This is a genomic window from Flavobacteriales bacterium (genome assembly GCA_016779935.1).
Taxonomy (GTDB): domain Bacteria; phylum Bacteroidota; class Bacteroidia; order Flavobacteriales; family UBA7312.
Window position 1 is genome coordinate 1 of record JADHMQ010000016.1, and the last position, 25,753, is coordinate 25,753.

Here is a 25,753-nt window from a genome sequence, read left to right on the forward strand (position 1 = left end):
GGTGGTGCAGACTTGGGGTCATTACCCTTTTTTCATGCGGTCTTAAATGCGTCTACAGCAGTCCTCTTGTTTGTAGGTTTCGTCTGGATAAAAAACAAGAAGATAGCACTTCATAGAATTGCCATGATGAGTGCTTTCATACTATCAGCTATATTTTTAGTCTCTTATGTAATTTCAAAATTATCTAATTCACCAGTGCCTTATGGTGGAGAAGGATGGTTGAGACCCACTTACTTTTTCATTCTTATTTCCCATATTTTATTGTCCATTCCAGTATTGCCACTTGCCTTACTAGCAATATATCGAGGGGTTACAGGTGAATTTCAGAAGCATGTAAAAATCGTAAAATGGACTTTTCCCATTTGGATGTACGTTGCCATCACAGGCGTGTTGGTTTATCTTTTTATGATGCCGTATTATGCTTAAATTTGTACCTATGAAAAAAGCATTATTATTTGTTTTAACTCTGTTTACCTGTATAGACGCTTTTTCACAGTGTGCCATGTGTAAATCTGTTGTAGAAAGTAATATCGAAGGAGGCAGTAGTATTGGTGCCGGTCTCAATGATGGTATTCTCTATTTAATGGTGATGCCATACATTGCTTTGGCTATTGTAGCTTTGATATGGTCAAAGTACAATAAGCGTCAAAAAGCATAGTCCATAGTTTTATCTAACTTTGTTGATATGAAGAAAATCCTTTTTCTGCTTTTTTGTAGTACGCTTACACTTAACCTATTCTCTCAAAAGTTATGGACTTTAGAAGAATGTTTGCGCTACGCCCAAGAATATAACCTTACAATAAAACAAGCCTATTTGAATGCGGACTTGTCTAAGCAAAATTTTTTTCAATCTAAAATGGGTTTGTTGCCATCTTTGAACGGTAACATTTCCGACAACACAAATTTCGGACGGAATATTGACCCCGTTACCAACGAAATTACGGTCGACAGAATACGTAATAACAACTTTGGGTTAAGTTCATCCGTTACACTCTTCAATGGTTTTCAAAATCTTAATAATATCCGTAAAAGTAATTACGATTACTTAGCCTCAAAGTACGATGCTGAGAAAATGGCTAATGATATTTCAGTAAATATTGTAACAGCTTATTTGCAATTGTTATATAATGAAGACTTGATATTGGTAAGTCAGCAAAAAGTTGATGTATCCGACTTGCAAGTGCAGCGAATTAGTAATATGGTAGAGGTGGGCAGTTTGCCAGCAGGAGACTTATTAAATACCGAAGCACAAAAGGCACAAGAAGAGTTGCAGCTTATCAATGCTGAAAGCCAAAGAGATATAGCATTACTGAATCTTAAACAACTATTGGATTTACCATCTACTGATGATTTTAGCATTGTAGATTTTGAGGTGGAACCGTCCGAGCAATTTACCGCTCTGAATACCAATGACGTATACAATCAAGCCATTGAGAATTTGCCAAACGTCAAAAGTGCAGAATCAAAGTTGCAAAGTTCAGAACGTTCTTTAGCCATAGCTCAGGGAGGGCGAAGCCCGCGCTTAAGCATGTCTGCAAGTTTAGGAACGGCTTATTCTTCGGCAAGTCGCAAGTTTGTAGGTTATGATTCCTTAGCAACTTTGCCATTACCAATGTATGAAGACTACTCTTTTGAAGACCAGTTTAACGATAATGTAAGTCAATCCATAGGCTTGAATTTGAGTATACCAATATTTAATGGATGGCAAGCCAATAACCGAATCAGTCAGGCAAAAATAGGCGTCTTGCAGTCGCAATACAGATTACAGCAATCCAAAAACGATTTGAGAAAAACCATTGAGCAGGCTCAAAATGATGCCCTTTCAGCACATAAGAAATACCTAGCCTCAAAGAAAACGGTCGATTTTCAAAAGCAGTCTTTTCAATACACACAAGAGAAATACGATTTACAGCTCATTACCTCATACGATTACAACAATGCAAAAAACACCTTGTTTAGAGCTGAAACAGACCTATTACAAGCAAAGTACGATTACATTTTTAAAACCAAAATGTTAGATTTTTACATGGGCAAACCCCTCACTTTTTAGATTATGAAAGCAGTATTATTTATTATTATAGGAGTTACTTTGTTCTACTTCGGAAGAAAAAAGGACACCAAATGGATGAAGGTTTCAGGACTAGCCATTGGAGGCATTGCCTTATTATTTTTCATTGCCACTCAAGTAGGTTGGATTTCTAACGAAGAGCCTATTTCTGTTAGCACTGAATTAGTGGAGAAAAGAGACCTTATAGAAACCGTATCGGCAAGTGGTAAAATACAGCCAGAAACAGAAGTGAAAATTTCACCAGATGTTTCCGGAGAGATAGTAAGCCTTTACGTTATGGAAGGCGATAGGGTTGAAAAAGGCGACTTATTATTAAAAATAAAACCCGATACTTATCAGTCCATGTTGGAGAGAAGCCAAGCCTCTTTGAATACCTCTAAATCGGCTTTAGAAAAAGCCATTGCTCAGCTTTCGGAAAGCGAGTCGAACTTTAGTAGAAACAAAATCTTATTCGAAAACGGCACCATCTCAAAATCTGAATTTGAAAAAATAGAAGCCTCATACAAAGTAGCAGTATTAAGCGTAGAAGATGGGGAGTACATGGTATCAAGTGCCGAAGCCTCTTTGAGAGAAGCACAGGAAAATTTAAACAAAACCAATATTTACGCTCCTATTAGCGGCACTATTTCACGCCTAAATATTGAATTAGGTGAGCGTGTTGTAGGAACAGCACAGATGGCAGGAACAGAGCTTTTGCATTTGGCAAATCTTAACCTCATGGAAGTAGCCGTTGAGGTGAATGAAAACGATATTAACAGTGTAAGTTTAAACGATACTGCTATCATTGAAGTAGATGCCTATTTAGGCAATACCTACAAAGGCATAGTTTCTGAAATAGCTAATTCAGCCAATGTTATGGGTGTTAGTGCCGATCAGGTTACCAATTTTGAAGTAAAAGTTAGGATATTAGATGAAGTTTCTTTCCGACCAGGAATGACTGCTACAGTAGACATACAAACCGAACGTGCTTATGGTGTATTGTCTTTACCTATACAAGCCGTAACCACCAGAAAAGACACTGCCAATACAGACGATAAGGTGGAATGTGTATTCGCATTTGAAGAAAATACCGCTAATTTCATAAAGGTAGAAACGGGTATTCAGAACGATGAGTATATACAAATCTTAAGTGGTTTGGAAGATGGACAAGATGTGATAACAGGACCTTATAGTGCCGTATCTCGACTATTAGAGGACGGTGCTTTTGTATCTAAATCTGCTGATGGGTCAGCTGGAGGTTCCTCATTTTCTATTTCAGTAAGCAGTAGCCAATGAGTTATATTCTTAGCATAGAAACAGCCACTAAGAGTTGTTCCATAGCTTTGGCAAAAGACGGGCAACTCATCGATTGCTTTGAGGAAGTATCTGAAAAGTATTCGCATTCCGAACAGCTTACGGTTTTCATTCAAGACATTCTTGCAAAACACCATTTGAGCACTAAGGACCTAGACGCTATAGCTATAAGTTCTGGTCCAGGCTCTTATACCGGCTTACGCATAGGCGTGTCCACTGCCAAAGGATTATGTTATGCTTTGGATATTCCCCTTATTTCCATTTCTACTTTGGAAGCTATGGCACAGCTTATTTCAGAGGATTACCCCGATTTCACCCTTTGCCCTATGATAGATGCCAGACGAATGGAAGTCTATTGTGCGTTCTTTGGTAAACAGCAAAGCCCTGTTAGTGCTAAGGTGATTGATGCCGATAGTTTTGCTGAGGAATTAGAGCAAACGAAGATTTTATTTTTTGGCGATGGTGCCGACAAATGCCAAGATACTTTAACACACCCCAACGCCCATTTTGAATTGGGTATTTACCCCTCTGCTCGTGGAATGATTGCCTTAGCTCACCAAAATTTTTCTGCTAAAGCCTTTGAAGATCTAGCCTATTACGAGCCTTTTTACCTTAAGGAATTTATAGCAGGGGTGAAGAAGTAACACTCACTTAACATAGTGAATGTTTTTTTATAAATTGCAGTATACATTTATAAAGCCCAATTTTTTTAAATCTTAAAGCATGAATTCTTTACAAATTAGACGTATTTACACTCTTCATCGATTACTTTACACAGGAAGAAAAGTTAACTCCTATCAGCTTCGCTGTTGCCCACTAACTAAAGTATACTCTTACACCGAAAAATTTGAGCTAAGTAAGCTAGAGCTTATGGAAAAACTGTTTTAGCGTCTCATTAAATGAGACGCTGAGCCATTAGCTTTGTCGTAATTTTTAACTTAAAAAATTAAATGTGTTATGAAAAAACTAAATTTTAAAAGGATAACTTTAGTAGTTATTGCTGTGCTCTTTGGAGCAGTTGTTTTGACGTCTTGTAGCAAGGGTGGAGTAGAAGAACCTTATGTTAAGCAATTAAAACAAAGAGAAACCATTTTTATATTCCCTGAAGGCACACAGTTTGAGAAGTCTCTTTTATTGGATGAAGCTATTGACTTTACCCTTCCTCAAGGGTATGAGTTTATATCAATGAATGAAGATGAGACTAAGGCACTTGCATCAACATCAAGTGGCAGTATACGATGTGATTGCACTTCTGGAGACGGAGCTTGTAAACCTTTTACTGCTGGAGGGAAAACGGGGTGTTTTACTGAGGGCTGTTCTACTTGCGTTGGAACGTCTTCCAATAATCAATATATTACATCTACAATTAGTTTTATTAAAATTCCACAAACTGGAGATGATGCATTTTTTAGTGCACTTGCTGGATTTAATCCTATCCATCCAATTTGCAATATACAAGAATGGATAGCTTTACCGTATATGACGGAGCATTTTTACACACAAGTTGCTAATGAGGTTGATTTGCTATTGGAGAGGGTTTGGGAAAAACCAGTAGAAGAAATTAGTTTGACTGAGAATACAGTTTATGTTCCTTTTGCTGTTTATGACCATAAAGTGTTATTAGCAGTTCCTTATGATAATCTTGAACCAGGGTTATTATATACTTTGAGAAAAGCTAATAATATTAATTCTTCTGCTAGTACTTGTAGTGGATGTTCGGGGAGTTGTAAACGAAAATCCGAAAAATATGGTCTAGTAGTGTATTGTGATGGCTGCGATTCTGGCTGTACTTTGCATACGGAACGATAATTTTGAAGTGAAAAAAATCTTGTGGAATGATGTAACGGCTTTGATAGTATGCATTCTATACTATTTGTGGCTGAAATATTTCTAGTAGCCTCAAATGATTTATCACCTCTTCCAATATTAGGGGGCAGCAGTTTTTGTTGTCCCTCTATTGCACAAGTGGGCTGCTCAATTTTATCTTTTTCTAAAAAAGAAATAAGCATTCACTATCTTTGTAGGGTGTTAACTATCTACATAGATAATTGGTGTCCTATGTGTGTGCGTTTTGGTCGTTGGCTCAAGAACTTGGATGTTTTTGGTAATATCCAACAAAAGGACATTCGTACTTACGAAGGTACACTCATTTCTAAAGAAAAAGGACTGCAACAATTGGCATCGCTTACCCCTCAATCAACCGTTTATTACGGTTTCGATAGTGTATGGCAAATTGTTTTGCGTTTGCCTCTTTTGTGGCTTCTCGTTCCCTTATTTTTTCTTTTAAAAATCAGTCGATTGGGGCATTGGGGCTATAATGAACTGGCGGTAAAACGTCAAATCATTCCCTTGCACTGCAAAGAGGAAGACTGTTCGCCTAGCTAGTTTTTTCTGCCTTTTTCATAGCTTTCTCAAGAGCTTTATGGTCTTGGCTGCCAAAGAGTACTTTTCTACCGTTTTCCAGTTCTAGCTGTAAGCCTTTGTCGCCACTAACGTTGTAGGCTTTACTTTCAAAACCAAAACGAATACCCCAACCGCCAAACTCTTTGAGAGGCGAATAGGTACGGGCTTTGTAGCTTTTAATTTCTTCAAAAGCAATAAGGCGTTCCTTAAGATGAATGGGAAAAAACTGATAGTGCAAACCCTTATCACTTACCCTGAGTTTGAGCTTCATAAACCAAAAGGCTACGGGCAAGCCCAAGCCTACAATTAATGAAAAGCTAACAAGTCCTCCATCGCTTAGGGGTTTATCTCCAATGACATTACCCATTAGCACCTGCTCATAGATACCGTACAAGGAAAAGGCAGGGAAAAATAAAATGACTAGCCAGAGTAATTTTTGTCTGAAATACTGTTCTTCTTTGAAATAGGTCATTGTATTAAATTTAATGCTTGTTTAATCTCCGTTGTGGGTAACTGACAGCTTTTGTTCTGACAGACGTAAATGGTAGTTTGCTCCTTTACCATTTTGTTTTTTAGTAAAGGCAAATCGCTTTCATCAGTACTCCCTAGCAATAAGGTGTTGGGGTGGTACTTTTGGTATAGTTCTAGAGCAGTTGAACTAGCATTTGCACCAACTACGGCAACCTCATAAAATGGAGCAATATTCTTTAGCATCAGGCTTGCCCAATTGGAATAGCCTGAAGGGTAAGAGGGCAGCTGTGCTTTAATGTTATTGAGTTGCACCTTTGCCATTTGTAAATAGTCTTCATTGCCTAACAGTTGCCCCAATAAGAAGAGGTTGTTTGCCATAGTAGACGAGGAGGCTGGTATCACATTATCGTTGACCTCCATCTTACGTGCAACTAGTGGAGCATCAAGAGATGAAGTGAAATAAAACATACCGCTTTCGGTATCGTAAAAATGACTTTTACAGTAACTCACTAAGGCTTCAGAATGTCTTAGCCATTTCGCCTCAAAAGTAGCTTCATACAATCGAACAAAGGCTTCAATGGTAAAGGCATAATCTTCTAAAAACCCATTGATGGTGGACTTTCCGTTTTTATAGGAATGCCACAGACTGCCGTCCGTTTGTAGTTGCTGATTAAGAATGAAATTGGCGTTTTTAATGGCTTTGTTGAGGTAGCCTGTATTGCCAAAAGCCAAATAGGCATCAACATAGCCTTTGCACATCATTGCGTTCCAAGAGGTTAAGGATTTATCGTCCAAGCCTGGTCGTTCACGCTTCTCTCTTTCTTGTAATAAAAGTGTGTTCCAAGACCTTACTTTTTCTCTAAAAGTTGATGGTTCAATTTTCTCTTTTTGACAAAATTCTAAATCGGATTTGTCCCTTAGCAAAATGTAATTTCCATATTCCCAAAAGCCTTTGCTATCCACATTGTAGTAGTTAGAGAAGAGGGCGTAATCGTTGCCAATAAGGGCTTTTAACTCCTCTTTCTTCCAAATGTAAAACTTGCCTTCTTCGCCTTCACTATCGGCATCTAAAGCAGAATAAAAAGCGCCACTTGTATCGCTAAGTTCTCGCTCAATAAACTCTAGGGTTTGCACTACTGTTTCTTGGTATAGCGGTTTGCCATAGGCTAAAAATGCTTCGCTATACAAACTCACCAGTTGAGCATTATCGTAAAGCATTTTTTCAAAGTGGGGAATCTTCCACAGTTTGTCCGTAGAGTAGCGAGCAAAGCCACCGCCCACTTGGTCATAGATGCCACCATAAGCCATTTTGTCCAGAGTAAGTTGAACGTATTCATGGAGTTGATTATCCTTTCTTAAATGGGCATAGCGCATTAAAAATTGGTAGTTGTTAGGGATGGGAAATTTGGGGGCTTTGTTAGGACCACCTTCTTTATTATCAAACTGACTCTGCCAAACGTTCAACATACTCTCCAAATCGTTCCAAGAAAAAGAGGCTTCTTCAGAATTGTAAGTTACCAGTTCTGATAGTTGAATGCCTTTTGCCAATTTTTCGGCATACTCTAGCATTTCCTTTGGCTTTTGCACATAGAAGTTAGCTACTTGTTCAATTTGTTCCATCCACCGCCCTTTAGGGAAGTAGGTGCCGCCCCAAACGGGTCTACCATCTGGTAAGGCGATGCAGTTGAGTGGCCAGCCCCCTCGCTGTTGCATGAGTTGAACAGCCTCCATATACACTTGGTCAACATCCGGTCGTTCTTCTCTATCTACCTTAATATTTATGAAACGATCGTTCATAATTTGTGCAACCTCCTCGTCCTCAAAACTTTCGTGCTCCATAACATGACACCAATGGCAAGCGGAGTAGCCGATGCTGATGATGAGTAACTTTCCTTCTGACTTTGCTTTGGCTAATGTTTCCTCATTCCACGGGTACCAGTTGACTGGATTATGAGCGTGTTGCAACAAATACGGACTTGTTTCATTGATAAGCGCATTGGTATGAGCATGATTTTTCATCTTTGGGTTTTGTCCATTACAACGGGTTATTAATCCTAAGGTAACAATTGCAAATGCAAGGGGTTTCATCCCTTAAATTCTGCCTTGAAGTTTGTGTAAAAATGAGGAATGGTTTCAATGCCTTTTAGATAATTGAAAATACCATAATGCTCGTTTGGTGAGTGTATGGCATCACTATCTAATCCAAAGCCCATAAGTATAGATTTTACTCCTAACTCTTGTTCAAACAAAGCCACAATAGGAATACTTCCTCCGCTTCTTACCGGCACAGGCTTTTTACCATAGGTGCTTTCCATAGCAGCACTTGCCGCTAAGTAGGCAGGGCTATCTGTTGGTGCAACGTAAGGCTCGCCTCCATGATGGGGACGAACGTCTACTTTTACACTTTTTGGAGCTATGCTCTTGAAATGGTTTTCAAATAGTTTGGTAATTTCTTCATCTGTTTGATTGGGGACTAATCGCATGGATATTTTTGCAAAGGCTTTGGAGGCGATGACTGTTTTTGCCCCTTCACCAGTATATCCACCCCATATTCCATTGACATCTAAGGTTGGACGAATGCCTGTACGTTCCATAGTAGTAAAGCCTTCTTCACCGTGAATATCGCTGAGGTCTAAGGCTTTTTTATAATCGTCTAAGGAAAACGGTGCACGTGCCATATCTTCTCTTTCTTGCATAGATAATTCCATTACATTGTCGTAGAATCCAGGTATGGAAATATGGTTGTTTTCATCTTTTAATGAGGCAATCATTTCACACAAAATGTTGATAGGATTAGCTACTGCTCCACCATACAATCCAGAGTGAAGGTCTCTGTTTGGACCTGTAACTTCTACTTCTACATAACTCAAGCCTTTGAGTCCAGTTGTGATAGAAGGGGTGTCGTTGGCAATAATTCCAGTATCGGAAATAAGTATAGCATCGCACTTCAAACGTTCTTTATTGGCTTTTACGAAGTCGCCCAAATTATCTGAGCCTACCTCTTCTTCGCCTTCAATCATAAACTTCACATTGCATGCCAATGAATTGGTTTGCATCATCAGTTCAAAGGCTTTGACGTGCATATACATTTGTCCTTTATCATCACAAGCTCCTCTAGCGAATATAGCGCCGTCGGGGTGAATGTCTGTCTTTTTAATAACAGGCTCAAATGGACCGCTTTCCCATAATTCAAGAGGGTCTGCTGGTTGTACATCATAGTGTCCATATACCAAAACAGTGGGTAAGTTAGGGTCAATAATTTTTTCGCCATAGACAATAGGGTAGCCTGGCGTTTGACAGATTTCTACATTGTCTGCGCCTGCTTTTATAAGGTGACTTTCAACGGCTTTGGCGCAAGCGTGTACATCATCAGCATAGGCTGGATCGGCACTAATGGATGGAATACGTAGTAAATCCATTAGCTCGTTGATAAATCGGTCTTTGTGTTCTGAAATGTAGTGGTTGATGTGTTCCATAATTATACTAATGTTTCTCCGGTCATTTCTTTGGGAATGTCTATTCCCATGAGGGTTAATACTGTTGGGGCAATGTCGCCCAATTTTCCTTTTTTAATGCTTGTGTGTTCGCTATTGAGTAGAAAGCATGGTACTGGATTTGTAGTGTGTGCTGTATTCGGACTTCCATCTTCATTAACAGCAAAATCGGCATTGCCATGGTCGGCTATTATTATAAAAGCGTAATCGCTTTTTAAACCAGCCTTAACAACTTCTTTAGTGCATTGGTCTACGGTTTCTACCGCTTTTACAATGGCCCTGTAATCCCCAGTGTGTCCAACCATATCTGGGTTGGCAAAGTTTAGACATACAAAATCTGCTGTACCTTGTTCTAGCTCAGGGACTATTTTATCTACGATTTCATGGGCACTCATCTCTGGCTGCAAGTCGTATGTAGCTACTTTTGGTGAACTTGCCATGAGGCGTTTTTCGCCTCTAAACTCAGCTTCTCTACCACCAGAAAAGAAAAAGGTAACGTGAGGGTATTTTTCAGTTTCAGCAATTCGGATTTGTTTTAGTCCATTTTCGGCTATCACTTGTCCAAGTGTATTGTTAAGGTTATCTTTTTCAAAAATGACCTTGACGTCGTTAAAGTTTTTATCGTACATCGTCATGGTTGTATAATGCAACTTTAGAGTTTGCATTCCATGCTCTGGCATATCTTTTTGAGAAAGAGCGGTAGTGATTTCTCGGCATCTGTCGGTACGGAAATTGAAACAGATAACAGCGTCTCCTTCTTTTATAGTTCCGTTTTTTGATAGGATTATAGGCTTAATAAATTCGTCCGTTACACCATTGTCGTAAGATGCTTGTACGCTTTCGCTAACTGTATTGAAGTGTTCTCCATCCCCTTTTACCAATAGGTCATAAGCTAGTTTTACGCGTTCCCATCTATTGTCTCTGTCCATGGCATAGTAACGCCCACATATGGATGCTATTTTTGCTCCATGCAAGTTATCTTCTAATGTTTCTAAAAATCCTTTTCCACTTTTAGGGTCGGTATCTCTTCCGTCTGTAAAAGCGTGAACATAGACTTCTTTTAGGCCAGCTTTATTGGCTAGTCTGCACAATTCAAAAAGGTGAGTTGAGTGGGAGTGGATACCCCCATCGGACACTAGTCCCATTAAGTGTAAGGGCTTATTATTTTCTATAGCGTACCGAAAAGAGTCTTGTAGTTTTGGCATGCTCTCCAGTGTGTTTTCAGCACAAGCCTTGTTTATTTTGGCTAAGTCTTGGTATACGACTCTTCCTGCTCCAATGTTGAGGTGTCCTACTTCAGAATTACCCATTTGCCCTTCAGGCAAACCTACTGCTAAGCCGTCTGTTTGTAATTCGGTGTTTGGGTAGGAATGGTATAAAGAGTCAATAAATGGGGTATTGGCATGGTGAATAGCATCAGATTTAGTTCGGTCACCATGTCCCCATCCGTCCAAAATCATTAAAACCGTTTTCTTTCCTCGCATAGTGCTACAAAGATAATTTCTTTATTGGCAAAAATAAAACGAATAACAGAAAAGAAGTTTTTATTAAGTAAGCCAATTTTTTGAGATAGAATATCTAGAAAACCAGATTAAAAAGACACCATAAATTATAACTATAATTGGCATAGTAATGGCTTGTTGAAGCCCATACACTTCAATGGATTTTGTAAAAAAGATATTATGCGTCATTTGAATGAGTATGGCAAGTAATGAAATTTGAAATATGGATTGACATATTTGTTTTCTCACTAAAAGGGTGATAGAACCCCATAATCCTGTCAGAACAGCAATAGCAAACACTATAGTAGTCCATAAAGGATATTCGCTATAAAGGGCTTGTTCTTCTACTGATAATGATTGTATAGATTCATTGGTAATAAATGTATGCCCAATAAATGATAATACACCAATAATATTCCACAAAAGTGAAATAACTGTTATAAACCAAAACCACCTTGGTACTGTAGTTTTAATTGTTTTCATTTAGTTGTAGGATTTAATGTATTGAACATTTTAATGTGTTTAGTTTACGGGTAGTATAATTTGTCCAATTCAGTCATTTCTTGAATAGGGAGGGGATAATCTTTATCAAATAACTGATAAATAATAATAGCATCAATAGAGTCTGTTTGATACTTTTCTTGGCTTTTATAAGCATTGATTTTTAAAGTGTCGCCCTTTTCAAAGTTTTCAGGAATCATACTAAATCTTAAAACTGTATTGTGAGCATAAATCCCTTTCACTTTAAAGTTAGTGTGACCTTCAGGGGTAACTAAGGTAAACTTATAGTTAGTGCCTGACCCACTCTCTTTTCTGCCACCCACCCAATGTTGGTATGTTGAGGAGATTAAAAACTCTTGAGGGGTACAGCTCAAAAGTATAATACATATTAATAAGTAGTTTTTCATGCCTCTAAATTAGTGCAATTATCAGAAGAAAAAAAATTATTAAAAAAAACCTTATTTAAAATTAGTCTAAATAAAAACAAACTGCATATATTTGCAGAAATTAAAATCTAAACTCTATAAAAATGACAATAAAATTTCGATTATTAATGGCGTTAACTCTTGGGTTTTCTATTTCATTGTTTGCTCAAAATACAGCTGAAAACATTTTGGGATCTGATGAAAAGTTAATCATAGGTGGTTATGGGCAAATTGATGGCAACTTTAATTTGGATGATGACAATAAGATGAATTCTAATGGTAAACTTGATGTTCACCGTTTGGTTACATTTTTAGGTTATAAATTCAGTGATAAGGTGACTTTTGTTTCAGAAGTTGAATATGAGCACATCGTAGAGCTTTATGTTGAACAGGTATTTTTGGACTATAAAATTAAAGACAATATGAGTCTTCAAGCTGGTTTAATGTTAATACCAATGGGTATTCAAAATTTATACCACGAGCCTCCAACATTCAATGGTGTTGAGAGAACAAATGTAGATACATATATTATCCCAACTACTTGGAGAGAGATTGGTGTAGGTCTAAGTGGTCGATTAGATGAGCAATCGTTGAATTATCAGCTAATGGTAGTTAATGGTCCTTTAGGATACGACAATGGCGATGCTAACTTCTCAGGAAGTAACGGTATTAGAAGTGGTCGTCAGAAAGGTGCTGAGGCAATAGTTTCTGATTTTGACTTTGCTGGTAGAGTCTCTTACTACGGGATGCTGGGCTGGAACTTTGGTGCTTCTTTCTACCAAGGAAATTCTGAGACAACTGATTTTGAAGCTGATTCAACACAAGTAGGGGTGACTATGATGGGCATAGATGCTCGATATAACAATGGTGCTTTCCAGGCTAGAGGTCAGTATACGTTTGCTGATTTAGAAAATACAGCGGAGTATAATGCTAAAACGTCTAGCGATGTAGGTTCAAAATTATTGGGATATTATGTTGAAGCAGGTTATAATCTGTTAGAAGGGAAGTCAGAAAATGAATTAATTGCATTTGCTCGATATGAAAACTACAACACTCATGAAGAGACGGATGGTTTTGATGCAAATCTTGCTTACGACAGAACAGATAAGACCTTCGGCCTTACATACAAACTAAATAAAGGAGCGGCTTTTAAAGCGGATTATCAATTAAAGAGCAATGAGGCGTCCACAGATGAAACGAAACACTTTAACCTTGGCGTTGCCGTATGGTTCTAATACTTTAAAAATTGGTTTATAACAAGAGTTTTAAAAAATCGGTAAAAGTGATGAGAGTATTTCCTACCCTTTGGATGGGAATACTCTTTTTCTGTTTCTTGCCATTTTCGGCATACTGTCAATGGCAGCCGTCAAAAAAGGCATTAGCCAAAGCAGAAAGTACGCTAGAACACTATTTCGAAGTAGAATATAGCAAATCAGCTATTGATATCAGTTCGAATTACTACCAACTTATCTCCTCTGATAGTATATTAGGTTATGCTTGTATTCAACAAGCACCAAGCAAGCATGACATGTTTGATTTTATGGCTATTTATTCATCTGATATGGAGTTGCTCAAGCTACGCGTCCTGACATATAGAGAGAATTACGGTGGAGAAATTGCCAACAAACGTTGGTTAAAACAGTTCCTTAGTCGAGAGGTAAATGATGTGCAAGCTATTTCAGGGGCTACAATTTCTGTTGAGTCTATGAAAATGGCCGTATATTCACTGACTCAAAAAATGAGAAATTGGCAAAGTAGCCAACTTTAACAGTTAACAATGGATTTCAAACTTCATCAATTACCAAAGTCATTAAGATTTTCCTTATCGGTTTTCCTGTTAGCACTTGCATTTGGTTATTTTTCAGGCTTAGATATGTTGAAGCATACGACTGACTTTAAAGCAGAGGGTATTCAAGAAAATGTGTTGGGCAATGAATTTGATGAACAGGCAGATGAGCTACATTTTAAAATGTCTGAGCGTGAGCTACATGGAATAATTCACAGCCATGTGATTACCCTTTCTTTATTGTTTGTTGTCCTTTCTCTAATGGTGTACTTCACTACTTTACCTGCATTTTTCAAATCTGTTCTGATGATTGAGCCCACACTTTCCTTGATAGTAACCTTTGGTGGCTTGTGGATGATGTGGCACGGTATAACTTGGGTGAAATATGTTATAATGGTATCAGGAATATTGATGCATCTATCAATAGTTTGCATGGTTCTGGTCTTGCTAAAGAATCTTTTGCTAACGAAAAACTAGCTAAGTTTTAAATACTTAAAAGGGACTATAAGCATTCCAAAACACGTCCCATCTTCTTTATTTAAATTTTTATGATGGATTTTATGGGCTCGCCTTATGGCTTTTAGGTAGTTGGACTTGGTATTGCGAAACATTTTTATTCTCTGATGTATAAACACTTCATGAATAAAGAAATAAGCAAATCCGTATAGCGTAATTCCAATTCCTATATGGAAAAATAGAGGCGCTCCAAACATTATTAATGTAGAGCCAGGGATGGCGAAAATCAAAAAGAAAGCATCGTTATTTTCAAATATTTTGGTCTTATCAACTTGATGATGATCTTTATGTAGACTCCACAAAAAGCCATGCATAACGTATTTGTGTGTAGCCCAAGCGACAAACTCCATCGTCCAAAATGTCGCGAAAATTACCAGAAAAGCTGTTATCAAACTCATAGTGCAAAATTAAGCAATTAGTGCATTTTTTTGAAGGTAATAATGGCTTTCTAATACTTTATTTAAACATATTTTGAACCAAGGTGTAAATTGTTCTGGAGAACTTTCGATTTCTCTTAAAAGCTGCTCAGAATAAATATATCTGTAATCACAGACCTCAGAGGGATTAAACATTGGTTTATCATCAGAAAATCCGATAAAAACATGGTCTAGTTCATTTTCAACAAGTCCGTTTTCAAAATTCGCTTTGTATAAGAAACTAAATGAAAAATATAAATCACAAGTAATTCCCATTTCTTCTTTTAGTCGGCGTTCAGCAGCCTGTTTTGTGAATTCATTTGCTCTTGGGTGGCTGCATGCACTATTACTCCACAATCCGGGTGTATGGTATTTGTGTAGGGCTCTTTTTTGGATGAGCATTTCTCCATTTGAATTGAATATAAAAATAGATATGGCTCTATGTAAAAGGCCTTTTTGATGAGCTTCTAGCTTATTCATCTTTCCTATTGGGTTGTCTTTAGTATCGACAAGAATGACTTGCTCTTCCATAATTACAGTGCATTAAAGATTGGGTTAATAAATGATTTCAATTCAACATTTGATTCTAATTGATTAGAAATAAATAGGCTGTCAGCATCTAAATTCGCTTTATAGTTTAGGAACTTAGGCGTATTTATTTGTACACAATACCTCAGAAAACGCAACTCAAGATTGTTAGGTTCTAAGCTGATGGCTTCTTCAAGCATATCTTTTCCAGTGTTGAATTCTGAAAATTTAAAAAATGGGTTAAGTGAAAATTTACTGTTAAGCATTTTTGAAACGCCATGATAAGAATATGCTATTATATCTTCTTCTAATACACTTCCTTCGGTAAGTTTGAGTAGCTTTTGACATTCTACTTCATCATTTGAAGCGTAAATGTATAGACTACGTAGTTCATCGTAGTTATAATCACTTGCATGAACAAACTGAAGGTTTAGTGATAATATGAAAATCAATAATATTCTCATATGAGGTTAAGTTGGTTTTTGACCATAGACTGAACGAAAAGTGCTAACTTATCTGTATTTGGAATGCGTATGCGCTCTTCCATTACCCTTGAAGAAGGTAAAGATTTAATTTTTCTGAAGAGGTTATAGTAATAAATATACGCCAAGTATACTCCACCTCTTGAGCTGAATGGTAAATTCTTGATACCCTCCAAAGCGTCATCAAAATCTTCTTCAATATCGCTTTCAATTTTGAGTTTATCCTCCTCAGAAAATTCAATCATATTTACTCCAGGAAAGTAGGTCCTTCCTAAGTAGGAGAAGTCACTGTTGGCGTCTCTTAAAAAGTTTACCTTCTGAAAAGCTGACCCTAAGCTCATAGCCGCAGGCTTTAAGCTTTCATATTTTTCTTCGTCGCCATCTACAAAAACCTTTAGACACATTAGTCCAACCACCTCGGCAGAGCCTAAGATATACTTGTTGTACTTATCGGTGTCATAACTTTGTTCTTCGTCAAGATCCATTTCCATACTGTCTAAAAACGTATTGATGAGGTTCCATTCAATTTGGTAGTCATTCACTACTTTCTGAAAACTGTTAAGAATAGGATTTAGGCTAATTTTTGATTCAATAGCCTCAATGGTATCTTCTCTAAACTTGTTAAATAAATGGTATTTGTCGTAATCGTGAAAAGTGTCAACTATTTCATCTGCAAAACGAACGAATCCGTATATACCATAGATAGGTGCGTGTAGCTTCTTGTCTAAAGCTTTGATGCCAAAGCTAAAGCTGGTGCTGTAAGCGATAGTTGTCATCTTACTGCATTTAGCAGAAACTGAGTCGAATAAGTGCTTCATAATGTCATGAGATTAGATTCTACAATATGTTTAGCTACTACTTGACCGGAAATAATTGACGGAGGAACTCCTGGCCCCGGTACGGTTAGCTGGCCTGTGTAGAACAAATTATTTATTTTCTTGTTAATGATTTTAGGTTTAAGGTTTGCTGTTTGAAGTAAAGTGTTGGCAAGACCGTATGCATTCCCTTTGTAGGCGTTATAGTCTTGTACGAAGTCGTTTACACAATAACTTCTTTTGTATTCTATGTGTTCTTTGATGGATTGACCTGTATATTTTTCAAGTCTCTTTAACATTATTTCGAAATAATGCTCTCTCATTTTCTCATTGTCTTCAAGACCAGGCGCAATAGGCATCAAAAAGAAAATATTTTCTTTGCCTTCTGGGGCAACATGAGGGTCTGATTTTGAGGGGCAGCAGACATAAAATAATGGTTTTTCAGGCCACTTTGGGTCGCTGTATATCTCATCAGTATGTTGCTCGATGTCTTCATCGAAGAATAAGTTATGATGAATGAGTTTATCCAATTTTTTATCTACACCAATATAAAATAATAAGCTAGAAGGAGAGAAGGTTCTTTTTTCCCAATAGGCATCATTATAATTGCGGTATTCTGGTGGTAAGAGTTTGTTGTCCACATGATTATAATCGGCAGAGCCTACTACAATATCGGTGTTATAAACCCCTTTGGTTGTTTGTATAGATTGTATGTTTTTGCCATCTATATTTAACGATTCAACGGCTTCATCTGTCTGGAACGTAACGCCCTGTTCAATACAAATTTCTTTAAAAGCGTCTATTACTTTCCCAAAGCCACCCATAGGGTAGAAAGTGCCTTTTTTGATTCCTGAGTAGGTCATAAGACTATATAGTGCAGGGGTTTGGCTGGGAGCCGTTCCTAAAAACAAAACTGGAAATTCTAGTAATGCTTTTAGATGAGGGTTCTTAAAATATTTTGCAACGTGCTTTCTGTAAGAGGTAAACACCTGTAGTTTGAAGACATTAGTAAATAGCTCTGGTTTACAAATTTCCTTTAGAGATAACCCCGGCTCATAAACCAATTGGTTAATGCCAAAGTCGTATTTGTATTCGGCTTCTTTCATAAACGTTTCTAGATGTTTTGAAGAACCTTTTTCATAACTTTCAAAGAGCTCACGGACGGAAGACCAATCAGCTGACAGCTTAAGTGTTTTTTGGTTTTCAAATATGATTTGAAAGCCAGGGTCAAGTTGTATTAACTCAAAGTAGTCGCTTGCTTTTTTATCAAATTGATGAAAAAATTTGTCAAACACATCAGCCATCCAATACCAACTTGGACCCATATCAAAGGTGTAGCCTTTGGCTTGGAATTGTCGAGCACGTCCACCAACGTCTTTGTTTTTTTCAAAGACAGTTACGTCATGCCCTTCTTTTGCAAGAAAGGCGGCTGTACTTAAGCCAGAAAATCCACTACCAATGACTGATACTTTTCCCATTTTAGGATTTTATGAATTCGTAAAATTCGTTACGTGTTTTATTTGATTCTATAAACTCACCTGTTAGTTTAGAGGTTTTCATTGAAGTCCCTTGGTGGCCAATTCCTCTGCACTGTACACAATTGTGTGAAGCTTCAATCATCACAGCAACACCTTTATTGCTTTCAACAATTTTGTTGATGGCATCGTGAATACGAACAGTTAAGTTTTCTTGGATAGCACCTCTTCTAGCATAGTGCTCTACAATTCTATTAAGCTTGCTTAAACCAATGATTTCTTGGTTAATTTGAGGTATGTAAGCAATGTGTGCTTTTCCCATTATAGTTTGGTGGTGGTGCGAACACATTGAAATAACAGGAATATTCCCTTCAAAGATAATTCCGTCGTATTCATAGTTAGGAAAGGTTGTGATTTTTGGAAATGCATTATATCTGCCCGACCACAAGTCGTTGACATAGGCTTTGGCTACACGCTGAGGAGTTTCTTTAGAGTTGGGGTCATTTTGCCAATCGCAGCCTAAGGCTTCTAAAAATTCACCGAACTTAATAGCTGCTTTTTCAATCATTGCCTTTTTTTCCGATTCATTGAGAGCTCCTCCGATGTTAACACCATCGGCAAAGCCAATATTTCTCAACTCTGGATTGAGGTCTATAATTTGAGCAGTTCCGTTATATTGTTTTGAATTATCCATAATATTCTACATAATTATTTTCAGTCTCATAAAGCTTCACGCTATATAGGTGGTTGCCTGTGGACTTTATACCTTCCTCAAGCTGTTCATAAATTTTAACAGCAATATTCTCAGCGGTAGTGATGCAATCTTTCATAAAATCTACTTCAAGATTTAAATTTCTGTGGTCCATCTTATTGACTATCTTTTCTTTGATGAGGTTACTCAATATTTTTAAGTCAATAACATAACCAGTATCATCATCTACTTGCCCTTCAACCGTAACAAATAAAGTGTAGTTGTGCCCATGCCAATTTTTATTTGAGCATTTCCCAAACACTTGCTCATTCTTTTCATCAGTCCAATTTGGATTGAATAATCGGTGAGCTGCATTGAAGCGTTCGCGGCGAATAACCCTTACTTTTTTCATTTTGTATAAATTTCAGAGGTTAAAATTATACAAAAAGTATTAAGTTTGCAATAAAAAATGAAAGTATTACTTATTGGTTCATCAAGCGACATAGCTCAATACATGGTTAAAAATGCGTCAAATGAGAACGAATTCATTGAGTTAACTTCCAATCCAATTGGGAGTCATCAGCACGAGATTAATGTGCAAGATGAAAGCTCTTTTCCTTCTATAGAAGGCGAAATAGATGGTTTGGTTTATTTTCCAGGCTCTATCAATCTTCGTCCATTTTCGGGGCTTAAATTGGTCGATTTTCAGACGGATTATGAAATAAATGTATTAGGATTGATTAAAATCCTTAAACATTTTCACAAACAATTGGCTCAAAATTCGTCTTTGGTATTTATAAGTACTGTGGCTGCACAAGTTGGAATGCCTTATCATTCTTCAATTTCATTATGTAAGTCAGCTATTGAGGGTTTATGTAGATCTTTAGCTGCAGAATGGTCGCCAAAGGTTAGGGTTAATTGTGTAGCGCCTTCTGTTGTGCAAACTAAACTGTCTACTAGACTATTCAGAACGGAATCTCAAGTAGAGCAAATGAATGCACGTCATCCATTACAAAAAGTAGGACAGCCTAAAAACATTGCCGATGCGATAGAATTTCTTTTATCTGATAAGTCGTCTTGGATGACCGGACAAGTTCTTCATGTTGATGGTGGTTTGTCAACGATAAAGAAGTAAAGCATGTACAACTTCTTTTGGTGTTTCAAGTACTATTTATTTGCCATTACATTATTAGTATTTGGGTTCTGTTTGTATCAATTATCTGATGCTAAGATTTATTTTGATTCTGAGAGAATTATTAATGAGTTAGAAGCTACTAATATTGATATTAACGTTCTTGATGATAACAATTTGGTCTTTTTTGGTGTCTCATTTTCAGATAGTTTAAGCTATCAAGAGATGCTTGAAGTGAATGCTTTTCATAAGGAGTTGAAATCATCGAAATACGTCAAGAGAGTTTTTAGTATTATCAATGATAGGGAGTTAATAAACACCGGTTTGTTTCCTATTTCTAAACGAAAGCTGAACTTAAAAAACGATTCTCTTTACAATCTTAGCAAGCAAAAAATAGTTCAAAATCAGAATAATTTTATATCACAAGATGGCAGAAAATTACTCTTCCTTGTAGAGAATGAAAGTGCATTGAGCAAATCGGACAACCAAGTTTTTATTGATTCCCTTTATGCCACTACGCTAACCGATAAAATGTTGGATGTCTATATTAGTGGACGTTCTCCAAGCGAATTGTATTTTTCTAAAAAGGTGATTCAGGAATTTATCATTCTTACCATTATTAGTGGCCTTCTATGTTTCTTATTCCTCTTGTTTATTACTCAAAACATAAGGTTAGTTTCCCTAACGGTATTTAGTGTAATTGCCAGTATAGTTATTACGCTAGGCATTTCTCAAACTATTTTTGGTGGTATTGAACTTGTAATGATTATTACCCCCGCAATTTTGTTTATTGTATGCTTGTCTGACATTATGCACTTGACAAACAAACAGGAGAAAAAGGGGCATTCTGTTGACCTTTTTTTTAAGAAAAGAATGAATACAGTTGGTAAGGCAGTTGCTCTTACGTCCATTACTACTGCCATGAGTTTCTTGACTTTTTTAGTAAACGATATCGTTCCTATTCTACGCTTTGGGATAATTACTTCTATAGGAGTTGTTACGACTTTATTCGTTGCTATGCTTGTATACGCCATCAGTGTAGATAAGAATTTTAACCAATCAACACCTATTCCCTTTTTCGAAAAAAACACTAACCGATTTATTGCATTTTTAAAAAATGGTCAGACAAGTAGAGTGTTCCATTTGTTTATGTTTCTGTTTATTGTTCTAGGATTTTATGGCGTCAGTAATGTTAAAATAGACAATTATTTAACGGACGAAATCAACAAGAAATCTGAAGTTTATCAACAGACTGCTTTTTTTGATACTCACTTTGGCGGTATAAAGCCAATTACAGTTTTCTTGGATAAAGACAAGGTAAAGGGCGAAAGTGTGTTAGTAGATATTGAAGATGAGCTAAAATCACTTGGCTTTGTTGTGGATTTTACCAATACTGATTTTAATGGTTTGATGTTGGATAAAATGGGCTTTGCTATGGACGATTATAAAGACCAATACTTTTTTATTTGTAGAACTGGTGATGAGGGTTCGCTTGCTACTCTTGCAAAATTAGAAAAGCTAGAAAATCGTTTCGAACCTCAAGATGTTCAATTTAATTATTCAGGGGCTGGTTATTTGTTCGATTTGTTGGGCAATGACTTAACAAAGCAGTTGATATATGGTTTACTTCTGGCCATATTCTCAATTGGAGTATTGTTTTTCCTATTCAATAATTTTGATTTCAACTATTTTATAATTGCCATACTGCCCAATATAGCTCCCATTGTGGTTTGTGTTGGGATTTTATACAGTTTTGGCTTTTATTTTAGCCTATCAAATGCATTTATATTTACTATTGTTTTTGGTTTGATTATAGATGACTCTATACATGTAATCAGTGCTTATTCAAATCATAGAAAGCGAAATGTGAGTAAGGCAGATGCACTGAACTTAGTGGTGAACAACACTGGAAATGCTGTTATAAAAACCACTTTAGTGGTGATGATATGCTTGTTGCCAATAATGTTCTCTGAGTTTAAATCGGTTTCACAGCTTTCGATAATTACTATAATAAGTGCTATCGTAGCTGTGTTTTTTGATTTGGTTTATTTACCACTTATCATCAAGAGACTTACAAAGTAAGACTCCTAAATTTCGTTAAGTATTGTCTTAAAGAATGACCATAAATTTGAGGGCAATTCATTTCTTTCAAAAAAATCAAATTGAATGTTTTCGTGATTTAATACTATCATACTATTTGAAGTTGAGGAATGAAAAAACCAATACTCATCGTTATCAAATTCGCATTGCTTTATAAAGTTGGGGGTATCTATTTTCAGTTGTGTTTCTTCAATGGTTTCTCTTAAAACGGCTTTAAAAGGATCTTCTTCTTGTTTTAGCTTTCCAATAATTGGTGTCCAAATTCCGGGATAAAAGGGGTTTGAATCCTTTCGCTTTAGCAATAGAATTTTTTCGCCTTTAAATATAAAGTGGACACAATATTTCATTTTTGAATATCTGGACAAAACCAGCTTTTTCTTTGGTCAGAAGTAAGCATACTTTCTACTTTATTTCCTTTACTATCTGTCTTTTTTCCATACACATGTAGACTAAAGGTGGATTCATTAAAAGGGTTTTTAAAGTCTTTTAATTCTGCTCCGCCAGTGGAGTAGCTGCCTTGCATAATGTTTTGTGTATTGAGGATGAGTTGCTTTATAGTTTTGTCGGAAAGCTCTCCCCATTTTTTTTCTGGATGAAGCTTAGAAAAATAAAGCGCTTCTGATTTTATGTAATTGCCTACGCCTGGAAACAACGACTGATTCATGAGGGCGGAACTCACAGATTTTTTAGGGTTAATTTTAGTTTTTAGGTGTGTAAAGTGAGCGTCGAAATCGTATTGCTCATTTAGAAGGTCGAATTCAATAGTATGTTTTTTATCAATTTCTTCTTGAGTGAGAATCCTCATTTTACCAAACTTTCTTACATCTCTGAAAAACAACTCTTTAGTACCGCTATAGACTCTAAAGTGACAGTGTTTGACAAGCTGTTCACTCCAGCCGCCAGTCATTCCCAAATGAAAATTAAATGATTGTTTGTTTTTTAAGGGGATGAAAATGTTTTTGCCGATGGTGTAGCTTGGTTGAAAGGTCTTGCTTAAATGGGATTTAATGGTGTCGAATACAGTGTAGTATTTCGTTTCGTAGTATTCTGTTAAAGTTTCAAACTGAATATTCTTTGAACCTTTAAAAAATTCATTGTAATAAGTGGATGCTATTTTTACTTCTGGACCTTCTGGCATTATTTAAGAACCACTAACACTTCATTTCTTCTGTTCAGCACTTTGTAAGGAGAGTCATAAACAAGCAGCTCAAACTCATCTTTATACTCAATAGAATATTTGTCAAGGGTGCTTATCAATTCATTCTTTTTGCGTTGAACTTTGGTGTCGTTAGCATAGCCTGAAAAACGTATGGTGGCTACAATTCTTTCGTCAATAGAAATAAGCTTAATATCGTTGTTATCTGGAGTTGGCAGACTTTCCATTTCATACCTATCTGGCATCAAAAAAAGCATTTCTTTTTTTTGTGAAGACATGCGCATATTTACTGGAGATGTCATTCCAATTTGCTCTTGCCTATCGTTGCCACCAAAAATGTAATTTGCTAGCACTCTAAATTTAGAATTATCACTATTATCTCTAGAGTAGTAGCTAGCGTAATACGACTTAGTATATTTCCTAATCTCAACAGAGTCAACTGTTCTTATTATGGTATAGTTTGTGTTGTAGCTCACATTAAAGGCATAAAGTGCATATAAAGATACTATTGTAAAAAGAAGAAAGCCAATTTTTTTCATTACTTAATCAAATTTGTAATACTGTCATCCATAGGATCAACGCCACTTTTGTAGTAGGATAGTAGTTCGCCTTTTGGGCTAATTAAAAATTTATTGAAGTTCCACGATACAGTATAGTCATCCATAGAGTTTGTTCGTTTTGAGGTTAACCACTTATATAGACTATGCTGATTACTTCCTTTAACATCTACTTTTTCTGTCATGGGGAAGTCAATACTAAACTTACTATCACAGAACGCTTGTATTTCTTTTTCAGAACCAGGCTCTTGCATGCCAAATTGGTTGCAAGGTACTCCTAATACAACAAGGTTGTCGTATGTATCGTGGAGTTTCTGCAAAGAAGAATACTGAGAAGTGTAGCCACAATAGGATGCTACATTTACTATAAGAATGTATTTATCTTTAAACTCACTCATCTGTATTTCTTTTCCGTCAATAGTATTGATAGAAATGTTATGTATGGATTGCGACGTTGCGGTATTCATAATAAAAAGTGCTAAAATACTTGTTAGTAATTGTTTCATTTTTTGAGAAAAAAATTGGGAGAGCATAGGCTCTCCCAATTGAATTAAGATTAAATATGAATTACTTGTTTAAGTTCAGTCTTTTGATGGTTTTACCATTTGTGTAAATATCAATTACAACTTCGCTTTTGGTGTTTCTATCTACTTTTTCACCTAATAAGTTTAAGGTATACATGTAGACATCTGTAGTATTGAACTCATTAATGCTTGTAGGATCTGCTGGTATCAATACCATATCTATAACGTGTACCACACCATTATCTGCTTCTAAATTGGCCGCTGTTACTGTAGCCATATCAATCATGTATGTGCCGCCATCTACTGAAACAGTTAGCTCGGTTGTATTCAATGTTGTTAAAACATCGCCATCATTTAGATCTGTAGATAATGCAGTAGCACCTACAACATGGTGTAATAATATCTCTGTTAAGGCTGGAATATCAGCGAGTAAGCCTTCAACCGTTCCAGCTGGAAGTAAATCAAAAGCATCGTCTGTTGGTGCAAATACTGTGAACGGGCCTTCACCAGATAGGGTTTGATCTAATTCCGCAGCATTAATAGCAGCTTCCAGGGTAGTATGTGCTGGAGATGCTTCAATGATATCCATTACTGTTATTGTATCCATTACTGTTGTCGGTAAAATGGTATCAATTACATGTACCACCCCATTAGTTGCTGCTAAGTCCTCTTGGAAAATAGTTGCGTCGTCAATCATGATGGTCATGCCATCGTTTGATACAGTTAAGTCTCCTTCATTCATCATAGTTACGTTCAAGCCATCAGTTAAATCAGCTGAATATAACTCACCTTCGTGTACATGACCTAATAGTAGGTTAGTAAGAAGTTCAGTGTTTGCTAAAATAAGGTCTAGTGCGCCGTCAGGAAGAGCTGCAAATACTTCGTCAGAGGGAGCAAATACTGTAAATGTACCCTCGCCTGAAAGCGTTTCAGCTAAGCCTGCAGCATTAATAGCTGTTTCTAAGGTTGTGTGTATTGGAGAGTTTTCAATGATACTCATCACAGTTTGTTCGTTAGTTACTGGAAGAAGTACCATATCAATTATATGTACCACACCATTACTAGCCTCTATATTTGCTGCTGTAACGGTTGCCATATCAATCATATATGTCATGCCATCAACGGAAACGGTTACATTGTCATTGTTTAATGTTAGTATTACATCTCCATCATTTAGATCTTCAGCCATAACAGCGCCTGCTACCACGTGGTGTAAAAGTACTTCAGTAAGTTGAGGCAAAGCTAATAATAAGTCATCGACAGTTCCTTCAGGTAGCGCTGCGAAAGCCTCATCTGTTGGTGCAAATAATGTAAATGGACCGCCAGTATCTAATGTTTCGTTTAGTCCTGCCGCATTAATTGCTGCTTCTAAAGTATTGTGAGCATCAGAGTTAGCTACGATATCCATAATAGAAGGT

Annotated in this window: 31 protein-coding genes; 13 read left to right on the plus strand and 18 right to left on the minus strand. The window is 36.8% G+C overall.

Annotated elements, in window-relative coordinates; genetic code table 11:
• The 8 genes from ISP73_07325 to ISP73_07360 all read left to right on the plus strand — a co-directional run.
• A partial coding sequence (locus tag ISP73_07325; GenBank protein ID MBL6658390.1) for a DUF420 domain-containing protein occupies nt 1-426 on the plus strand: 426 nt, incomplete at its 5' end.
• 10 nt (nt 427-436) lie between these two features.
• A complete protein-coding gene (locus ISP73_07330) occupies nt 437-658 on the plus strand; it encodes a hypothetical protein (GenBank protein ID MBL6658391.1) in 222 nt (73 codons plus the stop codon).
• A 27-nt stretch (nt 659-685) separates the two neighbouring features.
• Nucleotides 686-2,050: a TolC family protein gene (locus ISP73_07335; protein ID MBL6658392.1), complete on the plus strand. Its 1,365-nt coding sequence runs from the start codon at nt 686-688 to the stop codon at nt 2,048-2,050.
• A 75-nt stretch (nt 2,051-2,125) separates the two neighbouring features.
• Nucleotides 2,126-3,343 (plus strand): efflux RND transporter periplasmic adaptor subunit, encoded by a 1,218-nt coding sequence (locus tag ISP73_07340; protein ID MBL6658393.1) that lies wholly within the window; start codon nt 2,126-2,128, stop codon nt 3,341-3,343.
• Nucleotides 3,340-4,005, plus strand: a complete 666-nt coding sequence (gene tsaB, locus ISP73_07345; GenBank protein ID MBL6658394.1) for a tRNA (adenosine(37)-N6)-threonylcarbamoyltransferase complex dimerization subunit type 1 TsaB — start codon at nt 3,340-3,342, stop codon at nt 4,003-4,005. The genes ISP73_07340 and tsaB overlap by 4 nt, the downstream gene beginning before the upstream one ends.
• 79 nt (nt 4,006-4,084) lie before the next feature.
• Nucleotides 4,085-4,249 carry a hypothetical protein gene (locus tag ISP73_07350; GenBank protein MBL6658395.1) on the plus strand — a complete coding sequence of 55 codons (165 nt, stop codon included), beginning with the start codon at nt 4,085-4,087 and terminating at the stop codon, nt 4,247-4,249.
• A 69-nt stretch (nt 4,250-4,318) separates the two neighbouring features.
• Nucleotides 4,319-5,170 carry a hypothetical protein gene (locus ISP73_07355; protein MBL6658396.1) on the plus strand — a complete coding sequence of 284 codons (852 nt, stop codon included), beginning with the start codon at nt 4,319-4,321 and terminating at the stop codon, nt 5,168-5,170.
• 48 nt (nt 5,171-5,218) lie between these two features.
• On the plus strand, nt 5,219-5,746 hold the full coding sequence (locus ISP73_07360) for a DUF393 domain-containing protein (GenBank protein ID MBL6658397.1): 528 nt from the start codon (nt 5,219-5,221) through the stop codon (nt 5,744-5,746).
• Here the strand turns inward: ISP73_07360 and ISP73_07365 are convergent.
• The 6 genes from ISP73_07365 to ISP73_07390 all read right to left on the minus strand — a co-directional run bounded on the left by ISP73_07365 (nt 5,739) and on the right by ISP73_07390 (nt 12,139).
• Nucleotides 5,739-6,236, minus strand: a complete 498-nt coding sequence (locus ISP73_07365; GenBank protein ID MBL6658398.1) for a hypothetical protein — start codon at nt 6,234-6,236, stop codon at nt 5,739-5,741. The genes ISP73_07360 and ISP73_07365 overlap by 8 nt on opposite strands.
• Nucleotides 6,233-8,254 (minus strand): thioredoxin domain-containing protein, encoded by a 2,022-nt coding sequence (locus ISP73_07370; protein MBL6658399.1) that lies wholly within the window; start codon nt 8,252-8,254, stop codon nt 6,233-6,235. The genes ISP73_07365 and ISP73_07370 overlap by 4 nt, the downstream gene beginning before the upstream one ends.
• Before the next feature lie 65 nt (nt 8,255-8,319).
• Nucleotides 8,320-9,711, minus strand: a complete 1,392-nt coding sequence (locus ISP73_07375) for a dipeptidase (protein MBL6658400.1) — start codon at nt 9,709-9,711, stop codon at nt 8,320-8,322.
• 2 nt (nt 9,712-9,713) lie between these two features.
• Nucleotides 9,714-11,213 (minus strand): 2,3-bisphosphoglycerate-independent phosphoglycerate mutase, encoded by a 1,500-nt coding sequence (locus ISP73_07380; protein ID MBL6658401.1) that lies wholly within the window; start codon nt 11,211-11,213, stop codon nt 9,714-9,716.
• A 63-nt stretch (nt 11,214-11,276) separates the two neighbouring features.
• Complete coding sequence (locus ISP73_07385) at nt 11,277-11,714, minus strand: hypothetical protein (GenBank protein ID MBL6658402.1); 438 nt, start codon at nt 11,712-11,714, stop codon at nt 11,277-11,279.
• 44 nt (nt 11,715-11,758) lie between these two features.
• Nucleotides 11,759-12,139 carry a hypothetical protein gene (locus ISP73_07390; protein ID MBL6658403.1) on the minus strand — a complete coding sequence of 127 codons (381 nt, stop codon included), beginning with the start codon at nt 12,137-12,139 and terminating at the stop codon, nt 11,759-11,761.
• A gap of 146 nt (nt 12,140-12,285) precedes the next feature.
• On the opposite strand from ISP73_07390, the gene ISP73_07395 reads away from it, so the two are divergent.
• Genes ISP73_07395 through ISP73_07405 form a run of 3 tightly spaced genes read left to right on the plus strand, consistent with a single transcriptional unit; the run spans nt 12,286 to nt 14,420 of the window.
• Nucleotides 12,286-13,392 (plus strand): hypothetical protein, encoded by a 1,107-nt coding sequence (locus ISP73_07395; protein MBL6658404.1) that lies wholly within the window; start codon nt 12,286-12,288, stop codon nt 13,390-13,392.
• A gap of 50 nt (nt 13,393-13,442) precedes the next feature.
• Nucleotides 13,443-13,925 carry an FMN-binding protein gene (locus tag ISP73_07400; protein MBL6658405.1) on the plus strand — a complete coding sequence of 161 codons (483 nt, stop codon included), beginning with the start codon at nt 13,443-13,445 and terminating at the stop codon, nt 13,923-13,925.
• A 9-nt stretch (nt 13,926-13,934) separates the two neighbouring features.
• Nucleotides 13,935-14,420, plus strand: coding sequence for a hypothetical protein (locus ISP73_07405; GenBank protein ID MBL6658406.1), 486 nt, complete (start codon nt 13,935-13,937; stop codon nt 14,418-14,420).
• Here ISP73_07405 and ISP73_07410 read toward each other — a convergent pair.
• The 7 genes from ISP73_07410 to ISP73_07440 are packed head-to-tail and all read right to left on the minus strand — an operon-like array spanning nt 14,417 to nt 19,278.
• On the minus strand, nt 14,417-14,857 hold the full coding sequence (locus tag ISP73_07410; GenBank protein ID MBL6658407.1) for a sterol desaturase family protein: 441 nt from the start codon (nt 14,855-14,857) through the stop codon (nt 14,417-14,419). The two genes, ISP73_07405 and ISP73_07410, sit on opposite strands and share 4 nt — an antisense overlap.
• Nucleotides 14,858-14,866: 9 nt before the next feature.
• Entirely contained in the window at nt 14,867-15,406 is a 540-nt protein-coding gene (gene idi / locus ISP73_07415) for an isopentenyl-diphosphate Delta-isomerase (protein MBL6658408.1), read from the minus strand.
• 2 nt (nt 15,407-15,408) lie between these two features.
• Nucleotides 15,409-15,867 carry a hypothetical protein gene (locus tag ISP73_07420; GenBank protein ID MBL6658409.1) on the minus strand — a complete coding sequence of 153 codons (459 nt, stop codon included), beginning with the start codon at nt 15,865-15,867 and terminating at the stop codon, nt 15,409-15,411.
• On the minus strand, nt 15,864-16,703 hold the full coding sequence (locus ISP73_07425; GenBank protein ID MBL6658410.1) for a squalene/phytoene synthase family protein: 840 nt from the start codon (nt 16,701-16,703) through the stop codon (nt 15,864-15,866). The genes ISP73_07420 and ISP73_07425 overlap by 4 nt, the downstream gene beginning before the upstream one ends.
• Complete coding sequence (gene crtI / locus ISP73_07430; GenBank protein ID MBL6658411.1) at nt 16,700-18,178, minus strand: phytoene desaturase; 1,479 nt, start codon at nt 18,176-18,178, stop codon at nt 16,700-16,702. Before crtI ends, ISP73_07425 begins: the two co-directional genes overlap by 4 nt.
• Before the next feature lies 1 nt (nt 18,179).
• Nucleotides 18,180-18,869 (minus strand): GTP cyclohydrolase I, encoded by a 690-nt coding sequence (locus tag ISP73_07435; GenBank protein MBL6658412.1) that lies wholly within the window; start codon nt 18,867-18,869, stop codon nt 18,180-18,182.
• Complete coding sequence (locus ISP73_07440; protein MBL6658413.1) at nt 18,862-19,278, minus strand: 6-carboxytetrahydropterin synthase; 417 nt, start codon at nt 19,276-19,278, stop codon at nt 18,862-18,864. Before ISP73_07440 ends, ISP73_07435 begins: the two co-directional genes overlap by 8 nt.
• Before the next feature lie 57 nt (nt 19,279-19,335).
• Between ISP73_07440 and ISP73_07445 the strand changes: the two genes are divergently transcribed.
• Together ISP73_07445 and ISP73_07450 are read left to right on the plus strand one after the other, a co-directional pair.
• Complete coding sequence (locus tag ISP73_07445) at nt 19,336-20,001, plus strand: SDR family oxidoreductase (GenBank protein MBL6658414.1); 666 nt, start codon at nt 19,336-19,338, stop codon at nt 19,999-20,001.
• A gap of 3 nt (nt 20,002-20,004) precedes the next feature.
• Nucleotides 20,005-22,080 carry an MMPL family transporter gene (locus tag ISP73_07450; protein ID MBL6658415.1) on the plus strand — a complete coding sequence of 692 codons (2,076 nt, stop codon included), beginning with the start codon at nt 20,005-20,007 and terminating at the stop codon, nt 22,078-22,080.
• A gap of 5 nt (nt 22,081-22,085) precedes the next feature.
• Here the strand turns inward: ISP73_07450 and ISP73_07455 are convergent, their stop codons facing one another.
• From ISP73_07455 to ISP73_07475, 5 genes are all read right to left on the minus strand, one after another.
• Nucleotides 22,086-22,445, minus strand: a complete 360-nt coding sequence (locus ISP73_07455) for an NUDIX domain-containing protein (protein MBL6658416.1) — start codon at nt 22,443-22,445, stop codon at nt 22,086-22,088.
• A complete protein-coding gene (locus tag ISP73_07460) occupies nt 22,442-23,236 on the minus strand; it encodes a hypothetical protein (protein MBL6658417.1) in 795 nt (264 codons plus the stop codon). The genes ISP73_07455 and ISP73_07460 overlap by 4 nt, the downstream gene beginning before the upstream one ends.
• A complete protein-coding gene (locus ISP73_07465; protein ID MBL6658418.1) occupies nt 23,236-23,793 on the minus strand; it encodes a heme-binding protein in 558 nt (185 codons plus the stop codon). The genes ISP73_07460 and ISP73_07465 overlap by 1 nt, the downstream gene beginning before the upstream one ends.
• The gene (locus ISP73_07470; GenBank protein MBL6658419.1) at nt 23,793-24,278 is read right to left on the minus strand and encodes a glutathione peroxidase; all 486 of its coding nucleotides are present in this window, start codon (nt 24,276-24,278) and stop codon (nt 23,793-23,795) included. The genes ISP73_07465 and ISP73_07470 overlap by 1 nt, the downstream gene beginning before the upstream one ends.
• A 100-nt stretch (nt 24,279-24,378) precedes the next feature.
• Nucleotides 24,379-25,753 (minus strand): fasciclin domain-containing protein (locus tag ISP73_07475; protein MBL6658420.1); only part of this gene is annotated, 1,375 nt, incomplete at its 5' end.